Annotated in this window: 10 protein-coding genes; 5 read left to right on the top strand and 5 right to left on the bottom strand. The window is 57.0% G+C overall.

Annotated elements, in window-relative coordinates:
- Positions 1–53: 53 nt before the first annotated feature.
- Entirely contained in the window at positions 54–2,495 is a 2,442-nt protein-coding gene (locus HX805_RS01960; protein WP_177116554.1) for a TonB-dependent siderophore receptor, read from the top strand.
- A 22-nt stretch (positions 2,496–2,517) separates the two neighbouring features.
- On the opposite strand, the gene mnmE is transcribed toward HX805_RS01960, so the two are convergent.
- The 5 genes from mnmE to rpmH form a co-directional block, all read right to left on the bottom strand.
- Complete coding sequence (mnmE, locus tag HX805_RS01955; RefSeq protein ID WP_008439550.1) at positions 2,518–3,888, bottom strand: tRNA uridine-5-carboxymethylaminomethyl(34) synthesis GTPase MnmE; 1,371 nt, start codon at positions 3,886–3,888, stop codon at positions 2,518–2,520.
- An 80-nt stretch (positions 3,889–3,968) separates the two neighbouring features.
- A complete protein-coding gene (gene yidC / locus HX805_RS01950) occupies positions 3,969–5,651 on the bottom strand; it encodes a membrane protein insertase YidC (RefSeq protein WP_003213572.1) in 1,683 nt (560 codons plus the stop codon).
- Between the two features lie 2 nt (positions 5,652–5,653).
- Positions 5,654–5,899: a membrane protein insertion efficiency factor YidD gene (gene yidD / locus HX805_RS01945; protein ID WP_003213574.1), complete on the bottom strand. Its 246-nt coding sequence runs from the start codon at positions 5,897–5,899 to the stop codon at positions 5,654–5,656.
- Positions 5,892–6,296, bottom strand: a complete 405-nt coding sequence (gene rnpA, locus HX805_RS01940) for a ribonuclease P protein component (RefSeq protein ID WP_010168490.1) — start codon at positions 6,294–6,296, stop codon at positions 5,892–5,894. The genes yidD and rnpA overlap by 8 nt, the downstream gene beginning before the upstream one ends.
- A gap of 16 nt (positions 6,297–6,312) precedes the next feature.
- Positions 6,313–6,447, bottom strand: a complete 135-nt coding sequence (gene rpmH / locus HX805_RS01935) for a 50S ribosomal protein L34 (protein ID WP_003213577.1) — start codon at positions 6,445–6,447, stop codon at positions 6,313–6,315.
- 585 nt (positions 6,448–7,032) lie between these two features.
- Here rpmH and dnaA point away from each other — a divergent pair.
- Genes dnaA through gyrB form a run of 4 tightly spaced genes read left to right on the top strand, consistent with a single transcriptional unit; the run spans position 7,033 to position 13,248 of the window.
- A complete protein-coding gene (dnaA, locus tag HX805_RS01930) occupies positions 7,033–8,553 on the top strand; it encodes a chromosomal replication initiator protein DnaA (RefSeq protein ID WP_032868695.1) in 1,521 nt (506 codons plus the stop codon).
- Between the two features lie 39 nt (positions 8,554–8,592).
- Entirely contained in the window at positions 8,593–9,696 is a 1,104-nt protein-coding gene (gene dnaN / locus HX805_RS01925; protein WP_003213582.1) for a DNA polymerase III subunit beta, read from the top strand.
- 20 nt (positions 9,697–9,716) lie between these two features.
- Positions 9,717–10,820, top strand: coding sequence for a DNA replication/repair protein RecF (recF, locus tag HX805_RS01920; protein WP_003213585.1), 1,104 nt, complete (start codon positions 9,717–9,719; stop codon positions 10,818–10,820).
- Positions 10,821–10,824: 4 nt separating this feature from the next.
- On the top strand, positions 10,825–13,248 hold the full coding sequence (gene gyrB / locus HX805_RS01915; protein ID WP_003213587.1) for a DNA topoisomerase (ATP-hydrolyzing) subunit B: 2,424 nt from the start codon (positions 10,825–10,827) through the stop codon (positions 13,246–13,248).
- Positions 13,249–13,303: the final 55 nt, after the last annotated feature.

Below are 13,303 nucleotides of genomic sequence, written 5' to 3'. Positions count from 1 at the left end.
CCTGGCGCGGCCCTACAGGTAATCACGATGCTACCTTCAGGGCTTACTCACACATGCGCCTTCCTACAAAACTTCGCCAGCGTCTCTCCCATCACGGCATCACGTATGGCTTGCTGCTGGCCACGGCCGCGACTGCCAGCACCTTGCTATGCACTCGGGCCATTGCTGCCAGCCCAGTGCAACATTACGTGATCGCCTCCGGGCCACTCGACAATGCCTTGAGCCAATTTGCGTCGAAGGCCAATGTGATTCTGTCATTCTCGCCGCAGCAGACGGCGCGCCTGCAAAGTCCTGGGCTGGAGGGTGACTACTCGGTGGAGCAAGGGTTTGCGTTATTGCTGCAAAACTCGGGATTGCAGGCGGCGGTTCAAGGCCCCGGCAGCTACGCGCTGCAGCCGGCTACGAGCGGGGAACAGCTCATGTTGGCCCCCACTACTGTCAGCACTTATCAACAGACTGGGTTCAATCAGGAAATTGCCGGGGATATAGGTTACAAGGCGCAAAACAGCCGAATCGGTACCAAGACCAGCACACCATTGTCGGAAACCCCGCGCTCGGTGTCGGTGGTGACCGGCCAGCGCATCAAGGATCAAAAATCCCAGACGCTCACAGAAGTGCTGGGCTATGTGCCGGGAATCTTTGCCCCTCCCTTCGCTGCGGGCGACGGGCTGGCCGGTGACTTGTTCTTCATTCGCGGTTTCAACGCCACGGATTATGGCTACGGCCTGCTGCGCGATGGCTTGCGAGTCCAAGGCAACCGGTATGACACCACCAGCGAACCTTATGGCCTGGAACGGGTGGAGATATTCCGTGGCCCTTCTTCCCTGCTCTACGGCGAAAACGCACCCGGTGGCCTGGTCAACCTGGTGAGTAAACACCCGACAGCTACACCACAAGGCGAAGTTCAGCTGACCTACGGTTCTAATAACCGGCGCCAGGTGGGTGTGGATATCTCCGGTCCCTTGGACGACAGCGGCAATATCCTTGGACGGGTGGTGATGCTCGGCAGGAAGTCCGACACCCAGACCGATCACGTTCCCGATGACCGCCTGTATATCGCACCGTCCCTGACCCTCAATTTCGACGACTACAACACCCTGACGCTGCTGGCCAACTACCAGAAAGACCACACCAATCTTGAACTTGGCCTACCTGCAGCAGGCACGTTACTGACCAACCCCAACGGAAAGCTCTCCAAGCACACCATGCTCGGTGACCCGGATTGGAACACCTTCGAACGGGAAACCTGGAGCACCGGCTACGAGTTCAGCCACAGCTTCAATGATGACTGGCAGTTTCGGCAGAACTCGCGCTACATGCAGTCGCGAATCACCCGCCATGAAACCTGGCCAGGCAACCTGAATAATGCGGGGTTCGGCACACAGCTGAACATGAATGCCTACGACCGCTACAACAAATCGATGGTCTACTCGCTGGATAACCAGTTGGAAGGCAAATTCCAGGTAGGCGGGCTGGAAAATACCGTGCTGTTCGGTGCCAGCTATGACCGTACCTCGTTCAGCCAGGATTGGAATGCCGGATTTGCAGGCACGATCAATGTGTATAACCCGGTGTACCTGAGGGACCCATTGACGCCTCTCGCGGTGCAAAACACGTTGCTCGAACAGCAGATGAAAGGTGTTTATGCACAGCTTCAGAGCAAGTATGACCACTGGTTATTCTTGCTCGGCGGGCGGCAGGACTGGGTCGACAGTGATTTTCGCGACAAGGTGGCCAAGGCCGGCAACATCAGCTCTGAAGACCGCAAGTTCACCTATCAGGGCGGGATCATGTACCAGTTCGACAATGGCCTGACGCCATATGTCAGCTACTCGACCGCGTTCGTTCCGGTACAGCAGATCTCCAATGCCGGCACACCGCTGGACCCGATCACCAGCAGTCAATATGAAGTAGGCCTCAAGTACGAGCCGATCGGCTGGGACACGGCGATGACGTTGTCGGTCTATGACTTGCGCAAGCAGGACGACACGTACCTCGACGCCACGACCAATACCTACCGCCAGGTCGGCGAAAGCCGGGCCAAGGGTGTGGAAGTGGAGGTCAACAGCAACCTCACACCTAATTTGAACGTGACTGCGGCCTACACCTACACCGATGCTCGGATTACCAAGGATTCGGCAACGTCGCTCGTGGAAGGTCACCAGATGACCGGTGTTCCGCGTAATCAGGCTTCGGTCTGGGGCAAATACCGCTTTCTTGATGGCCAGCTCAAGGGCTTGTCCGTCGGCGGCGGCGTGCGCTACTTCGACAGCACTTTCGCTTACACCGCGCCTTCTCTATACGGGAAGCTGGATGCTGGAAGCGTGACGTTGGTGGATGCCGCCATTGGTTACCAGATTGACCAGCACTGGTCGGTAGACGTGAACGCGAAGAACCTGTTCGACAAGGAGTATGTGTCCGGCTGCAACGATGCGGGCCGCTGCTACTGGGGTGAAAGCCGGACGCTACTCGGAACTGTTTCCTACAACTGGTAACCAGCCAGCTGTGGATAACCGCCTATTTCCCGATACAGAAGCTTGAAAAGATCCGCCCCAACAAATCATCGGAGCTGAATGCGCCGGTGATCTCACCCAACAGCTGCTGCGCCTGGCGTAAATCTTCAGCCAGCAGCTCACCGGCTCCTGCCAGCGTCAGTTGCGCACGGCCATGCTCGAGGGCGGCGCTGGCATGCCGCAGTGCCTCCAGGTGCCTGCGACGAGCGCTGAAGCTGCTTTCCGAAGTCTGCTCGTAGCCCATGCACGCTTTCAGATGATCGCGCAGCAGTTCCAGCCCTTCTCCTGCAGCCTTGGCACTCAAGCTGATTGTCACGTGGCCATCTTCACTGACTTCCAGGGCAATTGCCTCGCCCGTCAGGTCAGCCTTGTTGCGAATCAGCGTGACCTTGGCCGGGTCCGGCCGTTGTTCGAGGAATTCCGGCCACAGTGCGAACGGGTCTGCAGCCTCTGGCGCGGTGGCATCCACCACCAGCAACACGCGGTCAGCTTCCGTGATGGCCTTCAACGCGCGTTCCACCCCGATCTTTTCCACCTGGTCATCGGTGTCACGCAGTCCAGCGGTGTCCACCACATGCAGGGGCATGCCATCGATGTGGATATGTTCGCGCAGGATATCCCGCGTGGTGCCGGCGATCTCGGTGACGATCGCGGCCTCTCGCCCGGCCAGGGCATTGAGCAGGCTCGACTTGCCGGCGTTGGGACGGCCGGCAATTACCACGGTCATACCGTCACGCAGCAAGGCACCTTGCCCGGCTTCGCGCAGCACTGTGGATAACTCGTCGCGAACCTTATCCAGCATCGCCAGGACATGCCCATCGGCAAGGAAGTCGATTTCTTCCTCCGGGAAATCAATCGCGGCCTCCACGTAGATGCGCAAGCTGATCAATTGCTCGGTGAGGTTATGCACACGCAGGGAAAACGCGCCCTGCAACGAGCGCAACGCATTGCGCGCAGCTTGTGCAGAGCTGGCTTCGATCAGGTCGGCAATCGCCTCGGCCTGGGCCAGGTCGAGTTTGTCGTTGAGGAACGCGCGTTCGCTGAATTCACCCGGACGTGCCAGGCGGCAACCCAACTGCAGGCAACGCTGCAGCAGCATGTCCAGAACGATCGGGCCGCCGTGGCCTTGCAGCTCCAGGACGTCTTCGCCGGTAAAGGAGTTCGGCCCCGGGAAATAAAGGGCGATACCTTCATCCAACACTTCTTCATCAGCACCTAAAAACGGCCCGTAATGCGCATACCTCGGCTTCAGTTCCCGCCCGCTGATGGCCTGGGCCGCCACGCCGGCGAGCGGCCCGGAAATACGAACGATACCGACACCACCACGACCTTGAGCGGTGGCGACAGCGGCGATGGTTTCACGAGGAGCGCTCATGGCGGGTACCCGGATAAAAGTGACAGAAAGCAAAACGCCCCACTAGGGGGCGTCTTGAGTGGTGTTATCCACAGAGTAAATTACGCCTCGGCTTTTTTGGTAGCCGCTTCGATTTTACGTGTGATGTACCACTGTTGGGAGATCGACAGGCAGTTGTTGACCACCCAGTACAGCACCAGACCAGCCGGGAACCACAGGAAGAAGAAGGTGAAGATGATTGGCATCATTTTCATTACCTTGGCCTGCATCGGGTCCGGCGGAGTCGGGTTCAGACGCTGCTGGATGAACATGGTCGCGCCCATGATGATCGGCAGGATAAAGAACGGGTCTTTGATCGACAGGTCAGTTATCCACAGCATGAACGGAGCCTGGCGCATTTCCACGCTTTCCAGGAGCACCCAGTACAGCGACAGGAATACCGGCATCTGCACCAGAATCGGCAAGCATCCACCCAACGGGTTGATCTTCTCTTTCTTGTACAGCTCCATCATGGCCTGGGACATTTTCTGCCGGTCATCGCCATGTTGTTCTTTCAGCGCGGCTAGTTTCGGGGCCACGGCACGCATACGCGCCATCGACTTGTAGCTGGCAGCCGACAGTGGGAAGAAGATCCCCTTGATCAGCATGGTCAGCAGGATAATCGAGAAGCCCCAGTTACCCACAATGCTGTGGATATGTTGCAGCAGCCAAAAAATAGGCTGGGCAATGAACCACAGAATGCCGTAATCCACAGTCAGTTCCAGACCTGGGGATAACTCTTTGAGGACTGCCTGGCTCTTCGGACCGGCGTACAACGTGGCGCTGGCTTCAGCCTTGGCACCCGGCGCGACGGTCAACGTCGGGCCAGTAAAGCCAATGATGTAGTTACCTTGGCTGTCTTTGCGGGTTTGAACCAGGTTGGCATCACCTTTGTTCGGGATCCATGCGGTCACGAAGTAGTGTTGCAACCAGGCAACCCAGCCACCTTGAACGGTTTCTTTCAGCGCGCCCTTGTCGATATCTTTCATCGACACTTTTTTGTACGGCTCGCTACTTGTCCACAGGGCTGCGCCCAGGTAAGTCGCGGTGCCGGTGGCGGTGCTGGAAGAAGGATCGGCGCTGTTGTCACGCTTGAGCTGGGCAAACAGGTTGCCCGTCCACGGCTTCGCGCTTTCGTTGTCGATCAGGTAAGTGACTTTCAGATCGTACAAACCGCGGGTGAAGCTGAAACGCTTGATGTAGTTGACGCCGTCGTGACTGAATTTCAGGTCGACGTTCAACTGGTTCTGGCCATCGGCCAGTTGATAAGTCTTCTGTTCGGTCGAATAAACCGGACGACCGGTAGCACGAGCATCCGGACCGTCAGTACCGGTCAGGCCACTTTGCGCCAGATATACACGTTCGCCACCGTTATCGAACAGTTGGAACGGAACATCCGGATGGTCTTGGCGACGTGGATACAGCGGCAGCTTCAGCTGGGCGATATCACCACCCTGTGGGTCGATTGCCAGGTCCAGTACATCCGTTTTTACATGGATGAGGTCTTTATTGGTGACGACCGGGGTTTCTACCGGGGTACTGGTATCGGCATTCGCGCTGGGTACATCGGCACTGGCGGCAGCATTGTTACCCAGTGGCGTATCCGGAATAGCCGGCGCCGACTGATTGGTAGCAACATTCTGAGTCGGCAGGGCAGCTTGGCCATAATCCTGGTTCCACTTAAGAACCATAGAGTAGGACACGATTGCCAGGGCGACGATCAGGATCGTGCGTTTAATATCCATGATTACTCGGCCATCGAAGAAGAACGGGAGGTAGGGATAGGCGGAACCGGGTCATAACCACCGGGATTCCACGGATGACAGCGACCTAAACGACGAAAGGTCAGCCAGCCACCGCGCAGAAGGCCATGATTTTCTATGGCTTCCAACGCGTAGCAGGAACAACTGGGGTAGAAACGACAGTGGTTTGCCATCAGGGGACTAATGGCATAGCGATAAAACTGGATCGGAACGAGGGCCAGTTTACGCATCAGTACTGTCTACCCCTACAGTTTCGGTGCTGACAGCTGGTGCTGGCTTGTTGGTACGAGCCAAACGTTTCCAGAGCTTGCCGAAATGCTGAATCAATTCGGGGTTTTCTACGTCCCCCAAGCCTTTGCGCGCGACGATAACAATATCCCAACCAACCAGAGTCTCCTGGTGGAGGCGAAACGATTCGCGCATCAGACGCTTGAGGCGATTGCGCTCAACGGAGAGCTTTACGCTCTTCTTGCCGATCACCAACCCGAGACGGGGGTGATCCAGATCGTTGTTACGCGCAAGGAGCAGGAGATTTTTCCCCGGAACCTTGCCGGTGGGGGAGTCAAAGACTGCCTTGAAATGCCGGGGGGTTAGCAGACGCTTTTCCCGACTGAAGTCCTGACTCACCACCAGTACCGGATTATCAAACTGCCAGACGCGCACGACCTTTGGCGCGGCGACGCGACAGGACAGCACGGCCGTTCTTGGTGGCCATGCGAGCACGGAAGCCGTGAGTACGGGCGCGTTTGATGGTGCTTGGTTGGAAAGTACGTTTCATGGCGTGTTACCTGGTTCGTCCACAACGGGCCGGAATGGCCCCCGTTTTAAGAGACCGGCGATTCTAGAGAAAGCAAGCCTCTAGGTCAATTTCCAACCAGCTTTTCCTTTAATTAGATATCTGGAGGCCTGCGGACCGAATCCGGGCGATTCGCCTTTGACGAGCAATGCCATAGATATAAAAATAAAGAAGGAAGTTATTTAAAGCTTTTCTGTAAAGCTTATAAAAGCTAGGCACCCCATCTTCTGTGGATAACTGCCTTTAGACCTTATTCTACGGGCTGTACAGAGAATGACAACACGGGGGAGAAACGGTGCTCTGCCTGTGCTGCGCTATCGGATAACCTGTGTGTGGAATGGCTAGTTATCCACAGGCCAGTTACCCACAGACTTTCGACCCCACTTGTACAACGAGCTTAGGGGCGCTTATCCACAGAGCTTATGCACAGACCATTTGTCGCCTTTTTTACGGTTAAGGCATTGATTCTTGGCGCCCTGTGAGCAACCTACATGTGGATAAGTGGGCGGCTGGCCGCTACAATGGCGGCTGTTTTTGCCTCACCGGCTTTCAACTTAGGGGATATCCGTGTCAGTGGAACTTTGGCAGCAGTGCGTGGAGCTTTTGCGCGATGAGCTGCCTGCCCAGCAATTCAACACCTGGATCCGTCCGCTACAGGTCGAAGCCGAAGGCGACGAGTTGCGTGTCTACGCACCCAATCGTTTTGTTCTCGACTGGGTCAACGAGAAATACCTGAGCCGCGTTCTCGAATTGCTCGACGAACACGGCAACGGGCTTGCTCCGGTGCTCTCCTTATTAATAGGCAGCAAACGTAGCTCGGCACCTCGTGCTGCGCCGAATGCACCGTTGGCAGCCAGTGCCTCCCAGGCTCAGGCCGCTGCGGCACCTGTTAATAACTCTCCAGCCCCGGTCGCCCAGACGCCTTCGAAATCCTCGTCGCAGAAAAACGCGCCTATAAATGAAGAGCCGTCCCGCGACAGCTTTGACCCAATGGCCGGCGCCAGCTCACAACAGGCCCCGGTTCGTGCCGAACAGCGCACCGTCCAGGTAGAGGGTGCGCTCAAGCACACCAGCTATCTGAACCGCACGTTCACCTTTGAGAACTTTGTCGAAGGTAAATCCAACCAGCTGGCCCGCGCGGCTGCCTGGCAGGTCGCCGACAATCCCAAGCACGGTTACAACCCGCTCTTCCTTTATGGTGGCGTTGGCTTGGGTAAAACTCACTTGATGCACGCCGTGGGTAACCACCTATTAAAGAAGAACCCGAATGCCAAGGTCGTGTACCTGCACTCGGAGCGCTTCGTGGCCGATATGGTCAAGGCGTTGCAGCTCAACGCCATCAACGAGTTCAAGCGGTTCTACCGTTCCGTTGATGCCTTGCTGATCGATGACATTCAATTCTTCGCCCGCAAGGAACGTTCCCAGGAAGAGTTTTTCCACACGTTCAACGCGTTGCTCGAAGGTGGCCAGCAGGTCATCCTGACCAGTGACCGTTATCCGAAGGAAATCGAAGGCCTGGAAGAGCGCCTGAAGTCGCGCTTCGGCTGGGGCCTGACCGTAGCGGTAGAACCGCCGGAGCTTGAAACCCGCGTCGCGATCCTGATGAAAAAGGCCGACCAGGCCAAAGTCGACCTGCCGCACGACGCCGCGTTCTTTATCGCCCAGCGCATTCGCTCCAACGTGCGTGAACTGGAAGGCGCACTCAAGCGGGTCATCGCTCACTCGCACTTCATGGGTCGTGACATCACCATCGAGCTGATTCGCGAATCCCTGAAAGACCTGCTGGCGTTGCAAGACAAGCTGGTGAGTGTGGATAACATCCAGCGCACCGTGGCCGAGTATTACAAGATCAAGATTTCCGACCTGCTGTCCAAGCGCCGTTCGCGCTCGGTGGCACGTCCCCGCCAGGTAGCGATGGCGCTCTCCAAAGAGCTGACCAACCACAGCCTGCCGGAAATTGGTGATGTGTTTGGCGGTCGCGACCACACCACGGTCTTGCACGCGTGCCGCAAGATCAACGAACTTAAGGAATCCGACGCGGATATTCGCGAGGACTACAAGAACCTGCTGCGTACACTGACTACTTGATGAACACCAGCGCAGCTTATTAAGGCAAGGGACTAGACCATGCATTTCACCATTCAACGCGAAGCCCTGTTGAAACCCCTGCAACTGGTCGCAGGCGTCGTCGAGCGCCGACAGACCTTGCCGGTGCTTTCCAACGTATTGCTGGTTGTCGAAGGCCAGCAATTGTCCTTGACCGGTACCGACCTGGAAGTCGAGCTGGTCGGTCGCGTCCAGCTCGAAGAGCCCGCCGAACCCGGCGAGATCACCGTGCCGGCGCGCAAGCTGATGGACATCTGCAAGAGCCTGCCCAACGACGCGCTGATCGACATCAAGGTTGATGAGCAAAAGCTGGTGGTCAAGGCCGGTCGCAGCCGTTTCACCCTGTCGACCTTGCCGGCCAACGACTTCCCGACCGTGGAAGAAGGCCCAGGCTCGCTGACCTGCAGCCTGGAACAAAGCCGACTGCGCCGTTTGATCGAGCGCACCAGTTTCGCCATGGCCCAGCAGGACGTGCGTTATTACCTTAACGGCATGCTGCTGGAAGTCTCCGAAGGCATCATCCGCGCCGTAGCCACCGACGGTCACCGACTGGCCATGTGCTCGATGAAGGCCGATATCGGTCAGCCGGATCGCCACCAGGTGATCGTGCCGCGTAAAGGTATTCTGGAACTCGCGCGCCTGCTGACCGAGCCGGATGGCAATGTCAGTATCGTGCTGGGCCAGCACCACATCCGCGCGACCACTGGCGAGTTCACCTTCACTTCCAAGCTGGTTGACGGCAAGTTCCCGGATTACGAGCGCGTTCTGCCAAAAGGCGGCGACAAGCTGGTGATCGGTGATCGTCAGGCCCTGCGTGAAGCGTTCAGCCGTACCGCTATTCTTTCCAACGAGAAATACCGTGGTATCCGCCTGCAATTGGCCAACGGCCAACTGAAAATCCAGGCGAATAACCCTGAGCAGGAAGAAGCGGAAGAAGAAGTGGGCGTCGACTACAACGGCGGCAACCTGGAAATCGGCTTCAACGTCAGCTACCTGTTGGACGTGCTGGGCGTGATGACCACTGAACAGGTTCGCCTGATTCTGTCTGACTCCAACAGCAGCGCCCTGGTACAAGAATCCGACAACGATGACTCGGCTTACGTTGTCATGCCGATGCGCCTGTAATCATGTTCAGCAGAAGCTAGATGTCCCTCAGTCGCGTCTCGGTCACCGCGGTGCGCAATTTGCACCCGGTGACCTTCTCCCCCTCCCCCCGCATCAATATCCTCCACGGCGCCAACGGCAGTGGCAAAACCAGCGTGCTGGAAGCCATTCACCTGCTGGGGCTCGCTCGTTCCTTTCGCAGTGCCCGCTTGTTACCGGTGATTCAGTACGAACAACTGGCGTGCACAGTATTTGGCCAAGTCGAATTGGCCGAAGGCGGTCATAGCAGCCTGGGGATTTCTCGTGATCGTCAGGGGGAGTTTCAAATCCGCATCGATGGGCAGAATGCTCGTAGTGCTGCGCAGCTGGCAGAAATCCTGCCGCTGCAACTGATCAACCCGGACAGCTTCCGCTTGCTGGAAGGCGCGCCAAAAATCCGCAGGCAATTCCTCGATTGGGGAGTGTTCCACGTGGAACCGCGTTTCATGGCCACTTGGCAGCGCCTGCAGAAGGCCCTGCGGCAGCGGAACTCATGGCTGCGGCATGGTACACTTGACGCCGCTTCGCAAGCTGCTTGGGACCGGGAACTGTGCCTGGCCAGCGCTGAAATAGATGAATACCGCCGCGCCTATATCAAAGCCTTGAAACCAGTCTTTGAGCAGACCTTGAGCGAGTTACTTGAACTCGAGGGGCTGACGTTGAGCTACTACCGTGGTTGGGACAAAGACCGGGAACTGAGTGCAGTGCTCGCGACGTCCTTGCAACGGGATCAGCAAATTGGTCACACCCAGGCCGGACCACAACGGGCTGATTTGCGCCTTAGATTGGGCGCACACAATGCTGCGGATATCTTGTCCCGCGGTCAGCAGAAGTTGGTGGTCTGCGCTTTGCGTATCGCCCAGGGGCATCTGGTTAGCCAGGCCCGGCGCGGGCAATGTATTTATCTGGTGGATGACTTGCCGTCCGAACTGGACGAGCAGCACCGCCGCGCGTTATGCCGCTTGTTGGAAGACTTACGCTGCCAGGTGTTTATCACCTGTGTAGACCACGAATTATTGAGGGAAGGCTGGCAGACGGAAACGCCAGTCGCTTTGTTCCACGTGGAACAAGGCCGTATCACCCAGACCCACGACCATCGGGAGTGAAGGCATGAGCGAAGAAAATACGAATACGTACGACTCGACCAGCATTAAAGTGCTTAAAGGTTTGGATGCCGTACGCAAACGTCCCGGTATGTACATCGGTGATACCGATGATGGCAGCGGTCTGCACCACATGGTGTTCGAGGTGGTCGATAACTCGATCGACGAAGCTTTGGCCGGTCACTGCGACGACATCAGCATCATCATCCACCCGGACGAATCCATCACCGTACGCGACAACGGTCGCGGCATTCCGGTAGATGTGCATAAAGAAGAAGGCGTTTCGGCGGCAGAGGTCATCATGACCGTGCTCCACGCCGGCGGTAAGTTCGACGATAACTCCTATAAAGTATCCGGCGGTTTGCACGGTGTAGGTGTTTCGGTAGTAAACGCCCTTTCTGAAGAGCTGATCCTGACTGTACGTCGTAGCGGCAAGATCTGGGAACAGACTTACGTTCATGGTGTTCCACAGGAACCGATGAAAATCGTCGGTGACAGCGAAAGCACTGGTACGCAGATTCACTTCAAGCCTTCGGCTGAAACCTTCAAGAACATCCACTTCAGCTGGGACATTCTGGCCAAGCGGATTCGTGAACTGTCTTTCCTGAACTCCGGTGTGGGTATCGTCCTCAAGGACGAACGCAGCGGCAAGGAAGAGCTGTTCAAGTACGAAGGCGGTCTGCGTGCGTTCGTTGAATACCTGAACACCAACAAGACCGCGGTCAATCAGGTGTTCCACTTCAACATCCAGCGTGAAGACGGCATCGGCGTAGAAATCGCCCTGCAGTGGAACGACAGCTTCAACGAGAACCTGTTGTGCTTCACCAACAACATTCCTCAGCGCGATGGCGGTACTCACCTGGTGGGTTTCCGTTCTGCACTGACGCGTAACCTGAACACCTACATCGAAGCAGAAGGCCTGGCGAAGAAGCACAAAGTCGCCACCACCGGTGACGATGCCCGCGAAGGTCTGACAGCGATTATTTCGGTCAAGGTTCCGGATCCGAAGTTCAGCTCCCAGACCAAAGACAAGCTGGTGTCCTCCGAAGTGAAGACAGCGGTCGAACAGGAAATGGGCAAGTACTTCTCCGACTTCCTGCTGGAAAACCCGAACGAAGCCAAACTGGTTGTCGGCAAGATGATCGACGCGGCGCGAGCTCGTGAAGCGGCGCGTAAAGCCCGTGAGATGACCCGTCGTAAAGGCGCGCTGGATATCGCTGGCCTGCCCGGCAAACTGGCTGACTGCCAGGAGAAAGACCCTGCCCTCTCCGAACTGTACCTGGTGGAAGGTGACTCTGCTGGCGGTTCCGCCAAGCAGGGCCGTAACCGTCGCACCCAGGCCATCCTGCCGTTGAAGGGTAAGATCCTCAACGTCGAGAAGGCGCGCTTCGACAAGATGATTTCCTCGCAGGAAGTCGGCACCTTGATCACCGCCCTGGGCTGTGGCATCGGCCGCGATGAGTACAACATCGACAAGCTGCGCTATCACAACATCATCATCATGACCGATGCTGACGTTGACGGTTCGCACATCCGCACCCTGCTGCTGACGTTCTTCTTCCGTCAGTTGCCGGAGTTGATCGAGCGTGGCTACATCTACATCGCCCAGCCACCGTTGTACAAAGTGAAAAAAGGCAAGCAAGAGCAATACATCAAAGACGACGACGCCATGGAAGAGTACATGACGCAGTCGGCCCTGGAAGATGCGAGCCTGCACTTGAACGACGAAGCCCCGGGCATCTCCGGTGAAGCGTTGGAGCGCCTGGTAAACGACTTCCGCATGGTGATGAAGACCCTCAAGCGTTTGTCGCGCCTGTACCCTCAGGAGCTGACCGAGCACTTCATCTACCTGCCATCCGTCAGCCTGGAACAGTTGGGTGATCATGCCCACATGCAGGCTTGGTTGGCCCAGTACGAAGTCCGCCTGCGTACCGTTGAAAAATCCGGCCTGGTCTACAAAGCCAGCCTGCGTGAAGACCGTGAACGTAACGTCTGGCTGCCAGAGGTCGAACTGATTTCCCACGGCCTGTCGAACTACGTCACCTTCAACCGCGACTTCTTCGGCAGCAACGACTACAAGACGGTTGTTACCCTCGGCGCGCAACTGAGCACCCTGCTGGACGACGGTGCTTACATTCAGCGTGGCGAGCGCAAGAAAGCGGTCAAAGAGTTCAAGGAAGCCCTGGACTGGTTGATGGCGGAAAGCACCAAGCGCCATACCATTCAGCGATACAAAGGTCTGGGCGAAATGAACCCGGATCAGCTGTGGGAAACCACCATGGACCCAGCCCAGCGTCGCATGCTGCGCGTGACCATCGAAGACGCCATTGGCGCGGACCAGATCTTCAACACCCTGATGGGTGATGCGGTCGAGCCTCGTCGTGACTTCATCGAGAGCAATGCCCTGGCGGTTTCCAACCTGGACTTCTGATCAGGTTGCAGCAAAAAAAAAGGCCAACGCTTAGCGTTGGCCTTTTTTATGGGCA

It is taken from the genome of Pseudomonas sp. G5001 (assembly GCF_013385475.1).
Lineage (GTDB): Bacteria > Pseudomonadota > Gammaproteobacteria > Pseudomonadales > Pseudomonadaceae > Aquipseudomonas.
Note: the sequence above shows the minus strand (reverse complement) of the source record. Positions and strands in the feature narration are given on the sequence as shown.

Coding starts and splice junctions, on each gene's coding strand:
- HX805_RS01960 (WP_177116554.1), top strand. CDS start 54: ATGCGCCTTCCTACAAAACTTCGCCAGCGTCTCTCCCATCACGGCATC.
- mnmE (WP_008439550.1), bottom strand. CDS start 3,888: ATGAGCGCTCCTCGTGAAACCATCGCCGCTGTCGCCACCGCTCAAGGT.
- yidC (WP_003213572.1), bottom strand. CDS start 5,651: ATGGATATTAAACGCACGATCCTGATCGTCGCCCTGGCAATCGTGTCC.
- yidD (WP_003213574.1), bottom strand. CDS start 5,899: ATGCGTAAACTGGCCCTCGTTCCGATCCAGTTTTATCGCTATGCCATT.
- rpmH (WP_003213577.1), bottom strand. CDS start 6,447: ATGAAACGTACTTTCCAACCAAGCACCATCAAACGCGCCCGTACTCAC.
- dnaN (WP_003213582.1), top strand. CDS start 8,593: ATGCATTTCACCATTCAACGCGAAGCCCTGTTGAAACCCCTGCAACTG.
- recF (WP_003213585.1), top strand. CDS start 9,717: ATGTCCCTCAGTCGCGTCTCGGTCACCGCGGTGCGCAATTTGCACCCG.
- gyrB (WP_003213587.1), top strand. CDS start 10,825: ATGAGCGAAGAAAATACGAATACGTACGACTCGACCAGCATTAAAGTG.